Below are 19,493 nucleotides of genomic sequence, written 5' to 3'. Positions count from 1 at the left end.
TTGTGTTATGTGAGACAACCCTCGTCTGGAGCCGGCATGAGGAGCATCACCGTCGTCGGAGCGTCGCTGGCAGGCCTGAGCACGGTCCGCGCGCTGCGCGCAGAGGGCTACGACGGCGAGATCGTCGTCGTGGGGGAGGAGCGTCACAGTCCCTACGACCGCCCGCCGTTGTCCAAGGACTTCCTCAAAGGCGACCTCGACGCCGACGCGCTCGCGCTCGGCGACGCGGACGAATACGAGGGCCTGGACGTGCAGTGGCTGCTCGGCGAGCGCGCGGTGCGCCTTGACCCGGTCGCCCGGGCCGTCACCCTGACCGACGGACGGCATGTGCGCACCGACGGGGTCGTCGTCGCGACCGGCGCCAGTCCCCGGACGCTCCCGGGTACGGACGGGCTGGCCGGAGTCCACACTCTCCGCACCCTGGACGACGCTGTGGCCCTCCGAGCCGAGCTGTTGGACGGCCTGCCCAGCGTCGTCGTCATCGGCGCCGGGTTCATCGGCGCCGAGGTGGCGTCCACCGCGCACCGGCTCGGGCTCCACGTCACCGTCGTCGAGGCGCTCGAGGTACCCCTGGAGCGCCAACTCGGGCGCGAGATGGGGCTCGTGTGCTCCTCGCTCCACAGCGATCACGGTGTTCAGCTGCTGTGCGGAACCGGCGTGGCGGAACTCGTCGGCGAGGGCCGGGTCACGGGCGTAGGGCTGGTGGACGGGCGCCTGCTGCCCGCCGACATCGTGGTGGTCGGGGTGGGCGTCCGGCCCAACACCGACTGGCTCGCCGGTTCCGGTGTGCAACTGGACGACGGCGTGGTGTGCGACGCCGGCTGCGCGACCGGTGTCCCGGGCGTGGTCGCCGTCGGTGACGTCGCCCGCTGCCCCAACCCGTTCACCGGACGGCACGCTCGCATCGAGCACTGGAGCAACGCCACCGAGCAGGCGAAGACCGCCGCCCGCACGCTGCTGACCGGTGTGTCGGCCGCCGCCCCGCTCACCGCGCCGTACTTCTGGTCCGACCAGTACCAGGTACGCATCCAGGTCGCCGGGTATGTCGCTCCGGGCGCCGTGCCCGAGGTCGTCGAGGGCGATGTCGACAGCCGCACCTTCACGGCCGTCTACCGGCGCGAGGGCACCCCCGTCGCCGTGCTCTCCCTCAACCAGCCGAAGTTCTTCAATCGGCTCCGCCGCACTCTCGTGCCCGCCGCCGCGGCCGTCCTGTCATGAGCTCCGCGCCTCAACTCTCCGTGGAATCCGCAGGGGAGACCGCCACGAGCATTCCGCGGCACCTGCGTTACACCTGGGACCACGAGTGGCTGGCCGTGGACGAGAGCAACGCCACGGTGGGCATCACCGCATTCGCGGCGCAGGCCCTCGGTGACGTCGTCAACCTCCGACTGCCCGAAGTCGGTACCTGGGTCGAGGCGGGGGAGAGCTGTGGCGAAATCGAGTCACTGACAGCCGTCAGCGGCTTGTACGCCCCCGCCTCGGGCCGGGTCCTGGAAGTCAACACCGCGCTGGCCGACGACCCCGGCACCGTCAACGCCGCCCCCTACACAGGCGGCTGGCTGTTCCGGCTGCGGGTCGAGAACATCGCCGGCGCGCTGTCCGCCGACGCCTACGCCGTCCACTGCGCCCACACCCAAGGAGACCGCCGATGACCCTGTTCAACCAGCCCCTGCACGAGCTAGACCCGGCCGTCGCCGCCGCGGTCGACGCCGAGCTGGAGCGTCAGCAGTCCACCCTGGAGATGATCGCCTCCGAGAACTTCGCGCCGGTCGCGGTGATGGAGGCGCAGGGTTCGGTCCTGACGAACAAGTACGCCGAGGGCTACCCGGGCCGCCGTTACTACGGCGGCTGTGAGCACGTCGATGTCGCCGAGCAGATCGCCATCGACCGCCTCAAGGAGCTGTTCGGCGCCGAGTACGCCAACGTCCAGCCCCACTCCGGCGCCTCCGCCAACCAGGCCGCCCTCTTCGCGCTGGCCCAGCCGGGCGACACCATCCTCGGCCTGGACCTGGCCCACGGGGGCCACCTCACCCACGGCATGAAGATCAATTTCTCGGGCAAGCAGTTCAAGGTGGTCCCGTACCACGTGGATTCCGAGTCCGGCCTGGTCGACATGGCCGAGCTGGAGCGGCTGGCCAAGGAGCATCGTCCGAAGGTGATCATCGCGGGCTGGTCGGCGTACCCGCGGCAGCTGGACTTCGCGGAGTTCCGCCGGATCGCGGACGAGGTCGGAGCGTACCTGTGGGTGGACATGGCGCACTTCGCGGGTCTCGTCGCGGCGGGGCTGCACGCAAACCCGGTGCCGTACGCCGATGTGGTGACGTCCACGACGCACAAGACGCTGGGCGGGCCGCGCGGCGGCATCATCCTCGCCCGCAGCAAGGACTTCGCGAAGAAGCTGAACTCGTCCGTGTTCCCTGGATTCCAAGGCGGCCCCCTGGAGCATGTGATCGCGGCCAAGGCGGTCTCCTTCAAGGTCGCCGCGAGCGAGGAGTTCAAGGAGCGCCAGCGCCGTACGGTGGAGGGCGCGAAGATCCTCGCCGAGCGTCTGACGGCCCCGGATGCCTGTGATGCCGGGGTGAAGGTGCTGTCCGGCGGCACCGACGTGCACCTGATCCTGGTCGACCTGCGTGATTCGGAGCTGGACGGCCAGCAGGCCGAGGACCGCCTCCACGAGGTCGGCATCACCGTCAACCGCAACGCCGTCCCCAACGACCCGCGCCCGCCGATGGTGACGTCCGGCCTGCGCATCGGCACCCCGGCCCTGGCCACCCGCGGCTTCACGGCCGAGGACTTCGCGGAGGTCGCGGACGTCATCGCCGAGGCGCTCAAGCCGTCGTACGACGCCGAGGCGCTCAAGGCCCGGGTCAAGGCCCTGGCCGACAAGCACCCGCTGTACCCCGGCCTGTAACCGACAACCTCCCGCAGGGGCGTGCCCGTGATCACTCGGCACGCCTCTCCAACCCCACGGAGTATGGCGTGGCAATCAGTGTCTTCGACCTGTTCTCCATCGGCATCGGCCCGTCCAGCTCGCACACCGTCGGCCCGATGCGCGCCGCCGTGATGTTCGTCGCCCGGCTGAAGCAGGACGGCGTGCTGGCCCAGACCGCCGCTGTCCGAGCGGAGTTGTTCGGCTCCCTCGGCGCCACCGGTCATGGCCACGGAACCCCCAAAGCGGTGCTGCTCGGCCTGGAGGGCAACGAGCCGCACACGGTCGATGTCGCCCAGGCCGACCTGGACGTCGAGCGGATCCGCACCAACGGACGCATCCGCCTCCTCGGCGCCGAGATCGGCCCGGCCCACGAGATCGACTTCGACGCCTCGACCCAACTGGTCCTGCACCGCAGGCGGTCGCTGCCGTACCACGCCAATGGCATGATCCTCTTCGCGTACGACGCGGACGGTGTGCCGCTGCTGGAGAAGACGTACTACTCCGTGGGCGGCGGCTTCGTGGTCGACGAGGACGCGGTCGGCGCGGACCGGATCAAGCCCGATGACACCGTGCTCGCCCACCCGTTCCGCACCGGCGACGAGTTGCTGCGCCTGACGAAGGAGACCGGCCTGTCGATCTCCGCGTTGATGCTGGAGAACGAGAAGGCCTGGCGCACGGAGGAGGAGATCCGCGCGGGCCTGCTGGAGATCTGGCGGGTCATGAAGGCCTGTGTCTCCCGAGGCTTGGGCCGCGAGGGCATCCTCCCCGGCGGCCTGAAGGTCCGTCGCCGGGCTGCCGCGGCGGCCCGGGCGCTGCGCAGCGAGGGCAACCCGGCGGCCCGCGCCATGGAATGGGTGACCCTCTACGCGATGGCCGTGAACGAGGAGAACGCCGCGGGTGGCCGGGTCGTCACCGCTCCGACGAACGGCGCGGCGGGCATCATCCCCGCTGTACTGCACTACTACCTCGACTTCGTGCCGGGCGCCGACGACGACGGCATCATCCGCTTCCTGCTCGCGGCGGGTGCCATCGGCATGCTCTTCAAGGAGAACGCGTCCATCTCCGGCGCCGAGGTCGGCTGCCAGGGCGAGGTCGGCTCCGCGTGCTCCATGGCCGCCGGAGGGCTCGCCGAGGTCCTCGGCGGCAGTTCCGAACAGGTCGAGAACGCCGCCGAGATCGGCATGGAACACAACCTCGGCCTCACCTGCGACCCGGTCGGCGGCCTCGTCCAGATCCCGTGCATCGAACGCAACGGCATGGCCGCGGTCAAGGCCGTCACCGCCGCGCGGATGGCCCTGCGCGGAGACGGCCGCCACCACGTCTCCCTCGACAAGGTCATCAAGACCATGAAGGAGACCGGCGCCGACATGAAGGTGAAGTACAAGGAGACCGCCCGCGGCGGCCTCGCCGTCAACGTCATCGAGTGCTGAGGAGGCGGACGGAGCGGGAAAAGGGATCGCCGTCATGCTCATCGACACTTTCGGTCGCGTCACCACCGACCTGCGGGTCTCGCTCACCGACCGGTGCAACCTGTGCTGCACGCACGCATGCCCGAGGTGAGCCAGTACATGACCCGCCTCGAAGGGCTCCAGGACAGCCGTACGCACGGCAGCACGCTCGTCGGCCCGCCCCGGTTGCGGCCACCCGACGCCCACGGCCGCCCCCGCCGCGTCGCGATGCTCAGCGTGCACACCTCACCGCTGCACCAGCCCGGCACCGGCGACGCGGGCGGCATGAACGTCTACATCGTCGAGCTCGCCAAGCGCCTCGCCGCCATCGACATCGAGGTGGAGATCTTCACCCGGGCCACCTCCGCCGCGCTCCCGCCCAGCGTCGAACTCGCGCCCGGCGTCCTGGTACGGCACGTGGCCGCCGGTCCCCACGAAGGTCTGGCCAAGGAGGACCTGCCCGCACAGCTGTGCGCCTTCGCGCACGGCGTGACGCAGGCCTGGGCCGGCCAGCACCCCGCCCACTACGACCTCCTCCACTCCCACTACTGGCTCTCCGGCCACGTTGGTCGCCTCGTCGCCGAGCGCTGGGGCATTCCGCTCGTCCACGCGATGCACACCATGGCCAAGGTCAAGAACGCCTCCCTCGCCAAGGGCGACACCCCCGAGCCCGCAGCCCGTGTGTTCGGCGAGACCCAAGTCGTACGGGCCGCCGACCGGTTGATAGCGAACACCGAGAAAGAAGCGGAGGCACTCCTTCGCCACTACGACGCCGACACCGGCCGGGTCGCCGTCGTCCACCCCGGGGTCAACCTGGACCGCTTCCGACCCGACGCCTCCGGCGTCGAGGTCGGCCGGACCGCGGCCCGATCCCGCCTCGGCCTACCGCAGGACGCGCTGATCCCCCTGTTCGTGGGCCGCGTACAGCCGCTGAAGGCGCCGGACGTCCTGCTGCGCGCGGTGGCCCGGCTGCTGGAGGAGCGGCCGCGGCTGCGTGAGCGGATTGTGGTGCCCGTCGTGGGCGGGCCCAGTGGCAGCGGCCTGGTGAGGCCGGAAGGACTGCAGAAACTGGCGGCCTGCCTCGGCATCTCGGACGTCGTGCTGTTCCGTCCGCCGGTCGGCCAGGACCAACTCGCCGACTGGTACAGGGCGGCGTCTGTCCTGGTCATGCCGTCCCACAGCGAGTCGTTCGGTCTCGTGGCCGTCGAGGCACAGGCCTGCGGCACCCCGGTGATCGCCGCAGAGGTCGGTGGCCTGCCGGTGGCTGTACGAGACGGGGTGAGCGGCGTTCTCGTACCCGGGCACGATCCAGCGGACTACGCGCGGGCGCTGTACGGCTTTGCCGAGGACCCGGCCCGCTCCGCCCGGATGAGCGAGGCCGCGGTGCGGCATGCCCGGTCCTTCGGCTGGGCCACGGCCGCGGCGGCGACTGCGGACGTGTACACGGCGGCCCTGCACGAGATTCGGTGAACCCCACGCTCGTGCAGGGCCCTCGCACTCCTCCCGGGCGAACAGGCAGGTGCGCACGTGGCCGTCGACGCACGGCCAGCCCGGAGGCCGTGCGGACCAAGGCGCGGTGGCCGATCGCCGACACACCCCCGGTCCGGGTCACCCGCATGGAACTATGCCCTGCAGTCGCGGCCCCGTCCTGCCGTCCCGGCGGCCCGGGCTCCGCGGGCACAGGCCCCGCAGTGTGACCAGGCACCGCTGTCAGATCCCACCCTGACCGGGATGTCCAGCCGGCAACTGGACGCCCTCACAGGGACTTCGGCCCACGACGGCGATGCCCGGCGCGCTGTCCCGGCTCGCCTTCCCCGAACAGGGCCAGGCCACCGTGCTCCGTCTGCGGGTCGCCCTGGCCGCGGAACCTCTCGCCGTATTGTTCGGCAGCAGCCGGACGGAGATGCATCGCACCCTCCGGAAGATCAGGAGACTGCTCGAGGCACACGGCATCGACATCCCACCCACGACGACACCACCCGTCGCCCTCGCGGCCCTCCAGGCTCGGGTCCTCGCAAACCGGAGGACCCCACAACAAGATCAAGAAGACGCGTCAATGATCTGCGAGCCCCTGGAAGAAACCCAGCTCCTTCGGCGAGTACGACACCAGGAGGTTCTTCGTCTGCTGGTGGTACATCTGACCGCGTGACCCTGACCGGTACGAACAGGGGCTGGAAAGTCCGGGTGCAGAGACACTGGCCCGCTTATGGTCCGGATCTTGGTCACGGGTCGGCCAGGGCCGGCGTGCGGCCATTCCTACGGACGCCGGAACTGCGGTGATGACAGGGGGCGGAGTTGATGCGGCATCCTCAGGCAGTGCAAAGAGCGTGGATCGGCGGGCATCATGTGTCGCGACGACGCGCCCCCACCCGGCGGTGCCGCGACCGAATCCCAGCCTAGGTGCGACCGGGTTCTCCGCCGTCACGAAGGTGAGCCGGTGGCCTTCGTCGTGAAGTTGTCTACTTAGGAGAGCTGACCTGCGCTGATGCGGCTGCCTCTGTAGCTGAACTGCGGTGACAAACGGAATCACGGCTGCCTCGGCACGCTGAGTGCCTGCTGTTGGGGCCGGGCGATGCATTGATCTCGGCCGTCCCGGAGGGCGACCGCCACACGATCAACGCTCCGTCTCACACAACCGACCATAGTTGCGGTCCTCGGCCGTCCCGCCGTCGGCCGCGAACGAGATCAACAAGTTCACCTCGCCGATGTTGCGATCCACGATGACCACCAGAGCATTCCGGCCCCCACTCATCCGGCCACTGCCGTCAATAACGGCCTTCGCGGCGCCTGGTGGCGATTCTCGGATGGCGTGCCGAGTGGTGTAGTCACTGGTCGAGGTGATTTGGCTCCGGTGCGGGAAGCCGGCGCTCGTCCCCGGTCGCCTTGAGATCGAGGAACTCGGCCATGGAGCTTTCGGAGAGGCAGCGGCGATCGAAGTCCTGGCCAGTGTCGTGGAGTTCGGCCAGGACCGCGGCGACGCAAGTCAGCGCGAGACGCCGAGACGGTGCGCTCGCCCGGGGTGCGACCCCACGCGGCACGACGAGGTGAAGGCGCACTTCTGCACCTTCGGTGGCCTGCGGGCCCCGCGGAGTGGGTCGATCGCTTCCGCCGGGGAGACCGGGAGGGCTGACAGGGGCCGGCTCCGGCTGGTCGTTATTTCGTCGGCAGGTCGGTGGGTCGGTGGCCATATCTGATCGGTGGGTGCGCGGCGCGGCTGGGATGCCCGGCACCCGTCAACCGCGCTGCTCGCTGCACTTGCGCCGTCCATGCCAAGGCCCTATAACGTCTCCTGCAGGTATCGGCGGGGATGGCCGGAAATGGCAGTAGCCGCCGACCAGGGGGGATCCTCGGCTCCGCCGCGATCGGCATCACTGCCCGCAGACCGACGGAGACCGAACCATGAACGACGACGCATATCGTGCTGCCCTGACCCGCCTGGCCGTCGACCCGGCCTTCCGTGCTGAACTCGACGGCCACACCGGCGAGGTGGCGCGAAGACTCGGCCTGTCGCCCGCCCAGGTCGCCGAACTCCGCTCCCTCCGCGTCGAGTCCGGCACCGAGGGGGGACCGGCCGCTCTCGACCCACGGCTGTCCAAGTCGTCCCTGTTCTTCGGAAGCGCGGCGCACGCGCTGGCGCATCACGACATCACGGCTGACCACGCCGTCCCGGCCGACCACCAGGCCGCGGTGACGCACGAGGCCTCCACGACCCACGCCGTCCCGGCGGAGCAGGTCTCCGGCGACCACGATGCCGGCGCCCCGGCCTCCGCCGACCAGGGCTACGACCTGTCGGGTCCCGCCGAGGGCCAGGAGGGTGCCGGCAGCCTGGACACGGCCGCCACCGATACCCACAGCCTGCTCGGCGGCCCCCTGCTGGACCGGTCCCCGGCCGAAGTGGCCGGCGAGCAGGACCAGGTCGGCAACTTCGGTGACTTCGGAGGGTTCGGCGAGTATGGAAGCGAGGGCCCGGGTTCGGACCTCGGCGGGTTCGGGGAGCATGTCGGCGGTGGCGGCGAGGGGGGCTTCGGCGACTTCGGCGCCGGGAGCGACGGCGGGTTCGGTGGCGCCGAAGGGGACTTCGGCGGGTTCGGTGGCGGTTCCGATGGCGGGTTCGGCGGTACCGGCGGCGGGTTCGGCGATGGCGGTCTCGGCACCGGCGGCTTCGGTGACGGTGGTTTCGGTGACGGCGTCGGCTCCGGTGGGTTCGGCGACCTCGGGGGCCATGGCGGCTTCGGCGGTGCAGGCGGGGAGGGCGGCGGGGACGCCGGTCACTTCGGCCACGGCGGTATCTACGACCGTGACGGCGGCGAAGGCGGCGGTGGCGGCGAAGGCGGCGGTGGTGAGGGTGGCGGCGACCCGGAGAACACCAACCGTCCCAGTGGCGGTGGTGGCCACGGTGGTGGTGAGGGTGGCGGTGAAGGCGGCGGCGGTGAAGGCGGCGGCGACCCCGAGAACAGCAACCGTCCCAGTGGTGGCGGTGGTCATGGTGGTGGTGAGGGTGGCGGCGGCGGTGGTGAGGGCGGCGGTGACCCGGAGAACACCAATCGCCCCAGCGGCGGTGGTGGTCATGGTGGTGGTGAGGGTGGCGGCGGCGGTGGTGAGGGCGGCGGCGACCCGGAGAACACCAACCGTCCCAGCGGCGGTGGTGGCCATGGTGGCGGTGACAGTGGGGGTGACGGAAACGGCGGAGGCAGCCAGGAGAACAGCGGTCGGCGTCCCGGCGGTCTCGGTGAGCCCGGCGGTGGTAACCGCATCATCGTCCAGGGCGGCCTGCCCGCCTCGGGCGAGGGTGGCAGCGGTGATCACATCATTGTCCAGGGTGGCCTGACCGCCTCCGGCCTCGGAAACGCCGCCACGCACCTGCCGGACTCCGGCCCCGCCGCGGAAGGCGACGCAGGCTTCGACGGAGGAACGTTCGCCAGCGGTTCCGGCGCGGGCTGAGCCACCGCATGCTCTGCCATGTCTGCCGCGTCCATGTGCGACGCGACTTCCCGTACTGCCTGCACTGCGGCACCCCGCGTCGGGGTGCCGCGCCGACGTCGTACGCCGCGCCCCAACTGCGCGGCCTCGACGACCCCACACTGCTCGTCCCGCTGACCGGCCCCGTCACCACGCTGGGCCGGGGCGAGGACAACGACGTAGTCCTGTCCGACACCAGCGTCTCGCGCCGCCACGCCCGCATCGTCCGCACCGCTGAGGGCTTCCGGATCGAGGACCTGGACTCCTTCAACGGCACCGCTGTCGGCGGCGTCGACCTGCACGGCGGCGCGGCCGGCCTCGCCGACGGCACCGAGTTGTCCGTCGGGGACGTACGCCTGATGTTCGAGCAGCCCCGTGACACCCGGATCGGCTCGCGCACGATGGTCGTCGGCACCCAGTTGACCCATCTGCCCACCGCCGGACAGGCCGGGCAGGAGGAGGCCCCAGAGGCGAACGGCCCGCTCACCGCGCGCCCCCGCCGCCGTTCCGGCTGGGCCCTCAAACAGATCCCCACCGAACGCGGCGCACCCCGCTGGGTGCTCAGCAGCACCCGAACCGGCCGCTATCTGGAACTGGACGAGCGCCAGGTCTTCCTGTGGCACGCCGTCGACGGCGAGAACACCGTACGGGACCTGCTGTTCGCCTACGCCGACCGCTACGGCGAACTCGCCCTGCCCCGCATCGAGTCCGCGCTGGCCGCGTTCGCGGACGCCGGGCTGCTGCGTGGCCTGCCCGGGCGGCCGGAGGAGGAGCGGCCGAAGGGCTGGCGGCGGGTGGCGCGTGCCGTGTACCGGGCGCTGCTGAAGCTGGAGGTGTCCGTCCCCGGCCTCGACCGGCTGGTGACCCGGCTCTACCAGGCTTGCGGCTGGCGGCTGTTCACCCGGACCGGGGTGCTGCTCGCCTGGCTGTCGGTGGCCGGCGGCCTCGTCGCGTTCTTCGCCGCGCAGGGCCGGCACCATCTGCTGGACTTCGGCGGGGCGGGCGTGTGGGGCCCGGTCCTGCTGGCCGCCGGATATGTGACCGCGCTGCTCGTCCACGAGCTCACGCACGCGCTGGCCGTGAAGTCGTACGGCCGCAAGGTCAGGCGTGGCGGATTCCTGCTGATGATGGGCATGCCGTTCGCGTTCGTGGACACCAGCGACATGTGGTTCGGCTCCCGCTGGTCACGGGTCGTGGTGGCCCTGTCCGGGCCCCTGTCCACGGCGGCGCTGGCCGGCTGGTGTGCCACGGGCGCGGCCCTGCTGCCCGCGGGACCCGCCTCGGCCGTCCTCTACCACCTGGCCTTCGGCCTGTACCTGAACACCCTCTACAACTTCAACCCGCTGATGCCGCTGGACGGTTACCAGGCGTTGACCGACGCCCTGCGAGTGCCCCGGCTGCGCGAGGAGGCGAGCGCCTACTTCCGCACAGGCCTGTGGCGGGACCTGCGCGCGGGCAACCGGCCCGGTCCCCGTCAGGCCGGCCTGGCCGCCTACGGCCTCGCGGTCGTCGTGGGCACCTACGGTTTCCTCGGCCTCGCCCTGCTGGCCTGGCGCTCCCGCATCGGCGACCTGCTCGAGGGCCGGCTGGCCGAGCCGTGGACCACGGTGATCGAGGCGGCCGTGGTCGCCCTGGTCGCCTTCCCGGTGTGGTCCGCGCCCGTGCGTTGGCTGCTGCGCCGGGTACGGCGCCGGCGGGACGCGAAGGACGTACCGCAGGGCGCCGGGCTCCCCGCGCCAGTGGAGGGGACGGTATGACCCAGGACACGCACACCGAGGGTGGCTGGGCCGTACCCGGCTACGCGGCCGTCCGGACGCTGGGAGAGGGAGCCGGCGGCCGGGTCGTCCTCGCCCGGCACACCGCGACCGGCGTGCCCGTCGCCGTCAAGTACCTGAGTGAACGCCTGTGCGCGGACCGGGAGTTCCTGGCCCGCTTCCGCGCCGAGGCCCGGCTGCTCGGCGAGCTCCGGCACCCGTGCGTGGTGCGGCTGTACGAGTATGTCGAGGCACGCGCCGGTGCGGCGATCGTGATGGAGGCGGTGGACGGCGTCAGCCTGCGCCAACTGCTGCGCCGGCACGGGGCGACCGGCCCCGAGGCCGCGCTCGTCCTGCTCAAGGGCTCCCTGCTGGGGCTGGACGCGGCCCACACGGCCGGGGTGGTGCACCGCGACTACAAACCGGAGAACGTCCTGGTCCGCGCCGATGGCACCAGCGCGCTCGCCGACTTCGGCATCGCGGTGCGCAGCGGTCGGGAGACCGAGGTCGCGGGCACGCCCGCTTATATGGCGCCGGAGCAGTGGAACGGTGAGCCCGCCGGCCCGGCGGCCGACGTCTACGCGGCGTCCGTGGTGTTCTTCGAGTGCCTGACCGGCCGGCGGCCGTTCCCCGGCGACGACGTGACCGCGCTGCGTCTGCAGCACCTGCGCGCACCGGCCCCGCTGGACGACGTACCCGCGCCGGTGCGTGCGCTGCTGCGCGCGGGCCTGGCGAAGAACCCGGCGGACCGGCCGGACGTCGAGACGTTCCTCGCCGACCTGGAACGGTCCGCCATGGAGGGCTACGGCGCCGGCTGGGAGGAGCGCGGCCGCCGCCGGCTGGCCGAAATCGCCGCGCTGCTCGCCCTGCTGTTCCCGTTCACCACGACCGCGACCCTTGAGGGCTCGGCCAGTGCGCTGACCCTGCTGGGCCGGCTGAAACGCGGGGGATGGAAAGTGGCGACCGGTGGGGTGGCCGCGCTGGTGGTCGTCGCGGGCGGAGCGACGTACGCGACGGGCCGCCCGCACGAGACATCGACGACGGTGGCGAGTTCAACCCCTTCGCCGGTCAACTCGCCTACGGAGCACGGCACTTCACCTTCCGCATCCACCTCGCCGACCGCCGCCCCGCCGACCACGGCCGACGCTCCGCCCTCCATCACGCCCTCGGACGGCCCCTCTTCCTCGCCGCCCCCGTCCACGGCGACGACCCCAACTGCCGAGCCGCCGGCCGCCGCGTCCCCGAGCGCGGCCACCCCCGGCACTGTCACTGTCACCATCGGCTCCTGGCAGCGTGGACAGAAACCGGGCACGCTCATCGCGGCGGTGACGGTCGGGACGACGGGCACCGGTCCGCTGACCGTTACCGCGAACTACTACGTCGACACACCCGCCGACCCGTACGGCTCCCAGTCCCAGCTCCTGTCCGGGAGTACGCGGTACGACCTGACCTTCGAGGCCGATTTCTCCAACCACCCGTGCCGGGGGACCTGGGACGTCACGCTCAGCAGCGACCCGTCGGCAGCGAACGGTCCCCAGACGGCATCCCTGGACGCACCGCCGTGCTGACCCCGCTCCCGAGGGACCCGAGAGCCACTCCCCGCCGCGACGAGAACGGATCGACATGACGACAGCCACCACGGTGGCCGGCCGGCCCCTGTCCGGCTGGTCACGGCACACGCGCCACGGCACCTGGTACGCCCTGCTCCCCGCCCGGTCCGGCGAGGGCACCCTCGGCGCGCTGCGCATCGAGCGCGCCCTGCTGGCGCCCGAGGGCACGCGCGAGCGCCTGGCGGCCGTGGTGCTCGCCACGGCGAAGCTCAGGCTGCCCGGACTGCTCGGTACGGTCGACCTCGTGGCCGAGTCCGGTGAGGTGTGGCTGCTCACGGCCCGGCCACCGGCCCCCACCCTGGCCGACGTCCTGTCGTCGGCCAACGGTCCTCGCCCGGACGCGGGCGGCGCGGCCAGCATCCTCAACGAGACCGCGCAGACCCTCCTCGCCCTGCGTACGGCAGGCCTGACCCACGCCTCGCTCGGCCCCGACACCGTCGTGATCGACCCGGATGGGGTCGCCCTGCTGGCCGAGGCGGAGCTGGCCACAGTGCTGGGCGATGCGGCCGCCGTACCGCTGTCGGGCGACACGCCGCATGCCGACCGCCAGGCAGTCGCCACCGCTGCCTGGGCGGCCCTGGCCCGCACCCTCGGCGCCGCCTGGACGCAGCCCGGAACCCCCGCGGCGGACCTGTTCGCCCGCTGCTCCGCCACCGCCGAGTCGGAGGGACTGGCGGCGGCCAGGGCCGCCCTGGTTGCCGGACGCGGCGCGCTCCCGGCGGACTTCCTGCGCCGCACGGCGCTCCGCGCGGCGACGGCCGCGTCGACCCCGGAGTTCGCGCCGCCGAAGGCACCGGCACCGTCCGTCGCAGTGGCCCCCGGCCGCCCGGCTCCACCGACGGACCCTCACCCGACGCCGACCACAACCGACCCCGCCCCACGCCGCACCGCCCCCGAAAACGCTGCTGCCGCACCCGACCGCTCGTCCCGCCCTTCAGCCACCGCCGATCAACCCGCCATGGCGGCCCACGCCCACACCGCCGCAGGCCCGGACCCGCGAGCCCCCCTGGCCGCCCCCGGACCTCACCCTTCAGCCGCCGCCGACCAGCTCACCACGGTCGGCCGCGCTCGCCGTCCCACCGCCCTGGACACTCAGGCGACCGTCCTCGGCAAGCGCAACCGTGTCACCTCGCCTCCGGTGACGGCCGGGGAGGACTCCGGCGGGATCCTGCTCCGGTTCGGGCCCGGGGTCCCGGTGGAGGAGCAGGACGTCCTGCGTGACCGATGGCGGACCGAGGCAGCGATTCCCGCCTCCCCCCGCTCGCGACGCGGACGACGGGGCTGGATCGTCACCACAGCCGTCGTCACGATCGCCGCCGTCCTGCTCTGGCTGCTGCTGCGCCCGGCCCCCGCTCCCGAGGTCGTCTCCGTCCGGGTTGAAGCCCCCGCTGGGCCGTTGCACTGTGGTCAGACGGCCGACCTGATCGGTGTCGTCACCACCGACGGGCAAGGCGGCCCCGTCACCTACCAGTGGCTGCGCGCGGACGGTCAGGACTCAGGCGAACTGGTCCGCACCGCCCACCGCGGTGAGCGCCGGGTCAGGGTGCACCTGCGCTGGACGGTCCGCGGTCCGGGCCGCTTCCGGGGGACCGCCCGCCTGAGGATCGCGCACCAGCCGTCCCCGATGGAGGCGAAGGCGAGCTTCGCCTACGTCTGTTCTTGAGGCGTGTGTCCATGAGGCGTCTGTCCTTGGGAATGGTGTCGGGGTGAGCCGCGTCGCATCGGAGCGGGCGAGGCTTGCTATGCAACGAGTTGCATAGCAGGATCGGAGACATGGCACTCGAACACGCGATCCTGGTGTCGCTTCTGGAGAAGCCAGGATCCGGCTACGAGCTGGCCCGGCGCTTCGAGCGGTCCATCGGCTACTTCTGGACCGCGACCCACCAACAGATCTATCGCGTGCTCAAGCGCATGGAGAACGACGGTTGGGTCGACGTCCGGGACGTCCCGCAGCAGGGCCGGCCGGACAAGAAGGAGTACTCCGTCGCCGACCTCGGCCGGGCCGCGCTGTCCTCTTGGTTGCACGATCCGATCGAACCGGAGAGCGTCCGCCACGACTTGGCCGTGAAGATCCGCGGCGCCGCCTTCGACAACCCGGCCGCCCTGATCCTCGAGGTGGGGCGGCACCGCCAGGCGCACCGGGACCGGCTGGCGCACTATCTCGCAGGAGAGGCGCGCGACTTCACGGTGCCCGACGACGGCGCGGCCGGCCCCGAGGCGCCGCTCGACGCGGAACAGGAGCTCCAGCACGTCGTCCTGCGCGGCGGCATCGCGTACGAGCGGATGATGATCGACTGGCTGGACGACGTGCTCGCCACGCTGGCCAGGTTCGGTCCGGGCTGCTGATCGCCGCCGATCCTCCCGATCCCCCGATCCGGCCTGTCCAGCCGTCCGACCGCCTCTTTCCCGCCCGTCCACCAGCCGAAAGGCGTCATCCCATGGCCAACCAGCTGCTGTTCAACCCGCGCACCTACGACCCCGCGCACTTCGACCCCGAGACGCGCCGCTTGCTGCGTGCCACCGTCGACTGGTTCGAGGAACGTGGGAAGGGGCGGCTGATCGAGGACTACCGGACCCGCGCCTGGCTCGGCGACTTCCTCGCCTTCGCAGCGAAAGAGAACCTGTTCTCCACCTTCCTGACGCCGTCGTCCGCCGCGGGGGAGGGGGAACCGGACAAGCGATGGGACACCGGCCGGATCGCCGCGCTCAATGAGATCCTGGGCTTTTACGGCCTCGACTACTGGTACGCCTGGCAGGTCACGATCCTCGGCCTCGGCCCGGTCTGGCAGAGCGACAACGCCGCCGCCCGCGCCCGCGCCGCTGAACTCCTCACCCAGGGAGAGGTTTTCGCATTCGGACTGTCCGAGAAGGTCCACGGTGCCGACATCTACTCCACCGACATGCTGCTCGAGCCCGACGGCAACGGCGGCTTCCGTGCCACCGGCTCCAAGTACTACATCGGCAACGGCAACGCCGCCGGACTCGTCTCCGTCTTCGGCCGCCGTACCGACGTAGAGGGCCCCGACGGCTACGTGTTCTTCGCCGCCGACAGCCGTCACCCGGCCTATCACCTGGTCAAGAACGTCGTCGACTCCTCGAAGTTCGTCAGCGAGTTCCGGCTGGAGGACTACCCCGTAGCGGCCGAGGACGTCCTGCACACCGGCCGCGCCGCTTTCGACGCCGCCCTCAACACCGTCAACGTCGGCAAGTTCAACCTGTGCACCGCCTCCATCGGCATCTGTGAGCACGCGATGTACGAGGCCGTCACCCACGCCCACAACCGCATCCTCTACGGCCGTCCCGTCACCGGCTTCCCGCACGTGCGGCGCGAGTTGACCGACGCGTACGTCAGGCTCGTCGGCATGAAGTTCTTCAGCGACCGTGCTGTCGACTACTTCCGCTCCGCCGGCCCGGAGGACCGCCGTTACCTGCTCTTCAACCCGATGACGAAGATGAAGGTGACCACGGAGGGGGAGAAGGTCATCGACCTGATGTGGGACGTCATCGCGGCCAAGGGCTTCGAGAAGGACAACTACTTCAGCCAGGCGGCCGTGGAGATCCGCGGCCTGCCGAAGCTCGAAGGCACGGTCCACGTCAACCTGGCGCTGATCCTGAAGTTCATGCGCAGCCATCTCCTCGACCCGGCCGAGTATCCCGGCGTGCCGACCCGCCTCGACGCGGCCGACGACGACTTCCTCTTCCGGCAGGGGCCGGCTCGCGGCCTCGGCTCGGTGCGCTTCCACGACTGGCGGCCCGCCTTCGACGCGTACGCGCACCTGCCCAACGTGACCCGCCTCCGCGAACAGGCCGACGCACTCTGCGAGTTCGTCTCCATGGCCGCTCCCGACGCGGAGCAGAGCCGTGACCTCGACCTCGTCCTCGCGGTCGGTCAGCTCTTCGCCCTCGTCGTGCACGGACAGCTCGTCCTGGAGCAGGCCGCCCTGACCGGCCTCGACGAGGACGTGCTCGACGAACTCTTCGCCGTCCTCGTGCGGGACTTCTCCGCGCACGCCGTCGAACTGCACGGCAAGGACACGGCGACCGAACAGCAGCAGGAGTGGGCGCTGGGTTCGATCCGGAGGCCGGTCGTCGACGAGGCACGCACGGAGCGGGTCTGGCAGCGGGTCGAGGCGCTGTCCGGCGCGTACGAGATGGCCCCGTAGGCGCGCCCTACGCATCAACACCGGTGGCCGGGCCGCGTGGGCCCGGCCACCGGTCGGCAAGGGTTCAGCCCCGTGCGCCGCCCGCGCCGCGCCGGGTGTCGCCGGGTGTGCGACAGCCGCTCGAGCCCCATGGCGCAGGAAGTTCGCGACGTGATCGCACCGGGCAAGGGCGAGCCGGCGCGGGTGGAGACGATCGTCGTGCCCGACCCGGCCCGGAGAAGCGATGGTCCTCGTCCAGGCCTGCGGGCGGCGTCGTCACGGCCGGCAAGGAATGGCCCGATGACGGTGCCGTCCATGAGGTCCACTCCCTGAAGCGGCGTGCGGCCAGGGTCACACGGCCGGTTCCTGTCCCACCTGTCCTGGTCCGCATGCTGCGCGAACGCAGAGAGCACTTCGGCGTCGCACCGTATGGGCGCATGTTTCGTAACGCTGCCGGCAACTACATCGATGCTGCTGCGTACGGCATCACGTGGCGTCGGCACTTGAGGCATCGCTCATCCTCGACGAGCTTGCCCTTGAACTGGCACAGCGCCCCTACGATTCCCCGCCACGCGGGCATCTCCTTCTGGCTCGCCTCCGGAGTCGACCCGGCCGAATGCGCGCGCAAAGAACGCCCCGGAACAGCTGGTCAGAGGTGGGATACGGGTGGGATAAATCGGGAGTAAGGGCGAATCTCGTCTCGTCCCCCAGATGTTGTGGGAGAAGGGCGCCTGCTGGGCATCTGCCCTGGTCAGGCGCCCTTTCTCGTGCTTCTGGAAGAAGCCCAACTTCTTCGGCGAGTACGACACGAGCAGGTTCTTGGTCTGCTGGTGGTACATCGCACGTATGGCGCTGACCTGCGCGAATGCGGGGTTTGCAGAGAGCTGGCGGGAGCTGGTCCATGTATGGTCCGGATCTTGATGGTGTCTCCTTACCGGCCTGCTCCGGCAGGAGCGGCCTGGGAGCGAGCGCACCGATAGGGCGGGGCCATCCTTGCGAGTAACTCCGCGGATGTCCCCGGCAGGCCGGGCGAGTGGCGAAGCTCGCGAAGTTCTGGGGGTCCCGGATCTGGACTCGGTCCCTGACACGGAGCCGAGGGCCGCCACCGGAGACGGCCCCAAGCGCCATCCGTGGAGGTCAGCACCGCGCGGAGGCCTCGGCGTGGGCAGCGCGCAGCGAGACCTTGTCGATCTTGCCGACCGGGTTCTTCGGGATGGCATCCACCACGAAGAACGCGGTCGGGCGCTTGAAGCCGGTGAGGCTGCGCGCGCAGAGGGACTGCAGTGCCGACGGATCGACGGTCGAACCCGGTCGGGGCTGGACGTAGGCGACGACGACCTCTCCCCATTTCTCGTCGGGGACGCCGATCACGGCGGCCTCGAGCACCGACGGGTCACCGACGAGGACGTCCTCGATCTCCTTGGGGTAGATGTTCTCCCCACCTCGGATGATCATGTCTTTCGACCGTCCGACCAGGGTCAGGTATCCGTCGGCGTCGAGTCGGCCCACGTCGCCGGTGTGCAGCCAGCCGTCGACGATGACCTTGGCTGTCTCCTCCGGGCGACCGAGATAGCCCCGCATGACGTTGGGGCCCCGCACGACGACCTCTCCGTCCGCGCCCGGCGGCACCTCGCTGCCGTCGGCGTCGACGATCCGGATCTCCTGGCCGGGGAAGGGCAGTCCCACGGTTCCGGCGCGTCGAGGGCCCGCGACAGGATTGATGGTGGAGCCGCAGGTTCCCTCGGACAGCCCGTACCCCTCGACGAGCGGAAACCCGTAACGGGCCTCGAACCGGGTCAGCAGCTCGGCGGAGGCGGGTGCCGCACCGCAGACTCCGAAGCGCAGGGACGACGTGTCGGGGCGGACCTGGTCCGGGAGCGCCGCGAGCATGCTGTAGATCGTCGGCACGGCGCTGAAGAACGTGGGGCGCTCGCGCTCGACCACGTCGAAGAACGTCTGGGGATTGAATCGGTCGGCGATGGTGACGCTCGCGCCCGCCAGCAACGGTACGAGGGTGCTGACCACGATGCCGTTGACGTGGAAGAGCGGCAGGATCAGCAGACACCGGTCTGCCGGACCGACCTCCAGCGCCCGACGCCCCATGTCCGCCATGGCGTCGATGTTGGCGTGATCGAGCATCACCCCCTTGGGAACCCCCGTCGTGCCGCTGGTGTAGATGAGCAGGGCCAGCGCGGACGGGTCCGGAAGGGGGGCCTCATCCGGCTCCGCCGCTGCGTCGTCGCGCAGTTCGCCGACGGCGAGAACGGCAGTCCCGTCCGCCACTGCGGCCTCGCCGTCCTCGCTCACCAGAAGGCGTGCGCGGGAGTCCTTGAGCTGTCGGGCCACTTCGATGTCGGTCATGCTCGGGTTGACCGGCGTGATGGTGGCGCCGAGCCGCCAGGCGGCGAACAGCAGAAGCACGAACTCCACGCGATTGGTGAGCTTGAGAGCCACGACATCGCCGGGGCCGATCCCGAGATCCTGGAGGTGACGTGTCGCCGCCTGGACGCGACGCAGCAACTGGACGTTGGTGAGGGCCTGGCGGCCGTCCGAGACCGCGGCCCCGTCGGGGTCGAGGGACGCGCGGCGGTCGGGCAGAGATGCGAAATTCATGGCGAGGGCGTACCTGTCTGGGTGTGATGCGGTCC

General features: G+C 71.0%; 13 protein-coding genes and 2 pseudogenes. 13 read left to right on the top strand and 2 right to left on the bottom strand.

Going from position 1 to position 19,493, the window contains the following annotated elements; all coding sequences use genetic code 11:
• The first annotated feature begins 36 nt into the window (after positions 1 to 36).
• The 6 genes and pseudogenes from ACIBK0_RS27125 to ACIBK0_RS27100 all read left to right on the top strand — a co-directional run.
• The gene (locus ACIBK0_RS27125; RefSeq protein ID WP_399085182.1) at positions 37 to 1,218 is read left to right on the top strand and encodes an NAD(P)/FAD-dependent oxidoreductase; all 1,182 of its coding nucleotides are present in this window, start codon (positions 37 to 39) and stop codon (positions 1,216 to 1,218) included.
• Positions 1,215 to 1,652 carry a glycine cleavage system protein GcvH gene (gene gcvH, locus ACIBK0_RS27120; RefSeq protein ID WP_399085179.1) on the top strand — a complete coding sequence of 146 codons (438 nt, stop codon included), beginning with the start codon at positions 1,215 to 1,217 and terminating at the stop codon, positions 1,650 to 1,652. Before ACIBK0_RS27125 ends, gcvH begins: the two co-directional genes overlap by 4 nt.
• Positions 1,649 to 2,911 (top strand): serine hydroxymethyltransferase, encoded by a 1,263-nt coding sequence (gene glyA, locus ACIBK0_RS27115; RefSeq protein WP_399085176.1) that lies wholly within the window; start codon positions 1,649 to 1,651, stop codon positions 2,909 to 2,911. The genes gcvH and glyA overlap by 4 nt, the downstream gene beginning before the upstream one ends.
• 68 nt (positions 2,912 to 2,979) lie before the next feature.
• Entirely contained in the window at positions 2,980 to 4,362 is a 1,383-nt protein-coding gene (locus ACIBK0_RS27110) for an L-serine ammonia-lyase (RefSeq protein WP_399085172.1), read from the top strand.
• 126 nt (positions 4,363 to 4,488) lie between these two features.
• Complete coding sequence (gene mshA, locus ACIBK0_RS27105) at positions 4,489 to 5,850, top strand: D-inositol-3-phosphate glycosyltransferase (RefSeq protein ID WP_399085742.1); 1,362 nt, start codon at positions 4,489 to 4,491, stop codon at positions 5,848 to 5,850.
• A gap of 144 nt (positions 5,851 to 5,994) precedes the next feature.
• Positions 5,995 to 6,397: pseudogene (locus tag ACIBK0_RS27100) on the top strand (ISAzo13 family transposase); the annotation flags it as partial.
• Positions 6,398 to 7,205: 808 nt separating this feature from the next.
• Here ACIBK0_RS27100 and ACIBK0_RS27095 read toward each other — a convergent pair.
• The gene (locus tag ACIBK0_RS27095) at positions 7,206 to 7,436 is read right to left on the bottom strand and encodes a hypothetical protein (protein WP_399085169.1); all 231 of its coding nucleotides are present in this window, start codon (positions 7,434 to 7,436) and stop codon (positions 7,206 to 7,208) included.
• Positions 7,437 to 7,779: 343 nt separating this feature from the next.
• Here ACIBK0_RS27095 and ACIBK0_RS27090 point away from each other — a divergent pair, with 343 nt between their 5' ends.
• From ACIBK0_RS27090 to ACIBK0_RS27060, 7 genes and pseudogenes are all read left to right on the top strand, one after another.
• Positions 7,780 to 9,321 carry a hypothetical protein gene (locus ACIBK0_RS27090; protein WP_399085166.1) on the top strand — a complete coding sequence of 514 codons (1,542 nt, stop codon included), beginning with the start codon at positions 7,780 to 7,782 and terminating at the stop codon, positions 9,319 to 9,321.
• Positions 9,322 to 9,329: 8 nt separating this feature from the next.
• Positions 9,330 to 11,096 (top strand): FHA domain-containing protein, encoded by a 1,767-nt coding sequence (locus ACIBK0_RS27085; protein WP_399085163.1) that lies wholly within the window; start codon positions 9,330 to 9,332, stop codon positions 11,094 to 11,096.
• Positions 11,093 to 12,661 (top strand): serine/threonine-protein kinase, encoded by a 1,569-nt coding sequence (locus ACIBK0_RS27080; RefSeq protein WP_399085160.1) that lies wholly within the window; start codon positions 11,093 to 11,095, stop codon positions 12,659 to 12,661. Before ACIBK0_RS27085 ends, ACIBK0_RS27080 begins: the two co-directional genes overlap by 4 nt.
• 55 nt (positions 12,662 to 12,716) lie before the next feature.
• Entirely contained in the window at positions 12,717 to 14,366 is a 1,650-nt protein-coding gene (locus ACIBK0_RS27075; RefSeq protein WP_399085157.1) for a hypothetical protein, read from the top strand.
• Between the two features lie 110 nt (positions 14,367 to 14,476).
• Complete coding sequence (locus ACIBK0_RS27070; protein ID WP_399085154.1) at positions 14,477 to 15,049, top strand: PadR family transcriptional regulator; 573 nt, start codon at positions 14,477 to 14,479, stop codon at positions 15,047 to 15,049.
• Positions 15,050 to 15,141: 92 nt separating this feature from the next.
• The gene (locus ACIBK0_RS27065) at positions 15,142 to 16,866 is read left to right on the top strand and encodes an acyl-CoA dehydrogenase family protein (protein ID WP_399085152.1); all 1,725 of its coding nucleotides are present in this window, start codon (positions 15,142 to 15,144) and stop codon (positions 16,864 to 16,866) included.
• Between the two features lie 129 nt (positions 16,867 to 16,995).
• A pseudogene (locus ACIBK0_RS27060) lies at positions 16,996 to 17,113 on the top strand (S-(hydroxymethyl)mycothiol dehydrogenase); the annotation flags it as partial.
• An 869-nt stretch (positions 17,114 to 17,982) separates the two neighbouring features.
• Here the strand turns inward: ACIBK0_RS27060 and ACIBK0_RS27055 are convergent.
• Positions 17,983 to 19,458, bottom strand: coding sequence for a class I adenylate-forming enzyme family protein (locus ACIBK0_RS27055; RefSeq protein WP_399085149.1), 1,476 nt, complete (start codon positions 19,456 to 19,458; stop codon positions 17,983 to 17,985).
• Positions 19,459 to 19,493 lie beyond the last annotated feature (35 nt).

The organism is Streptomyces sp. NPDC050564 (assembly GCF_044457265.1).
In the GTDB taxonomy this organism is placed as follows: Bacteria; Actinomycetota; Actinomycetes; order Streptomycetales; family Streptomycetaceae; genus Streptomyces.
The sequence above is the reverse complement of the archived record's forward strand: the minus strand, read 5'-3'. Positions and strand labels throughout refer to the sequence as shown.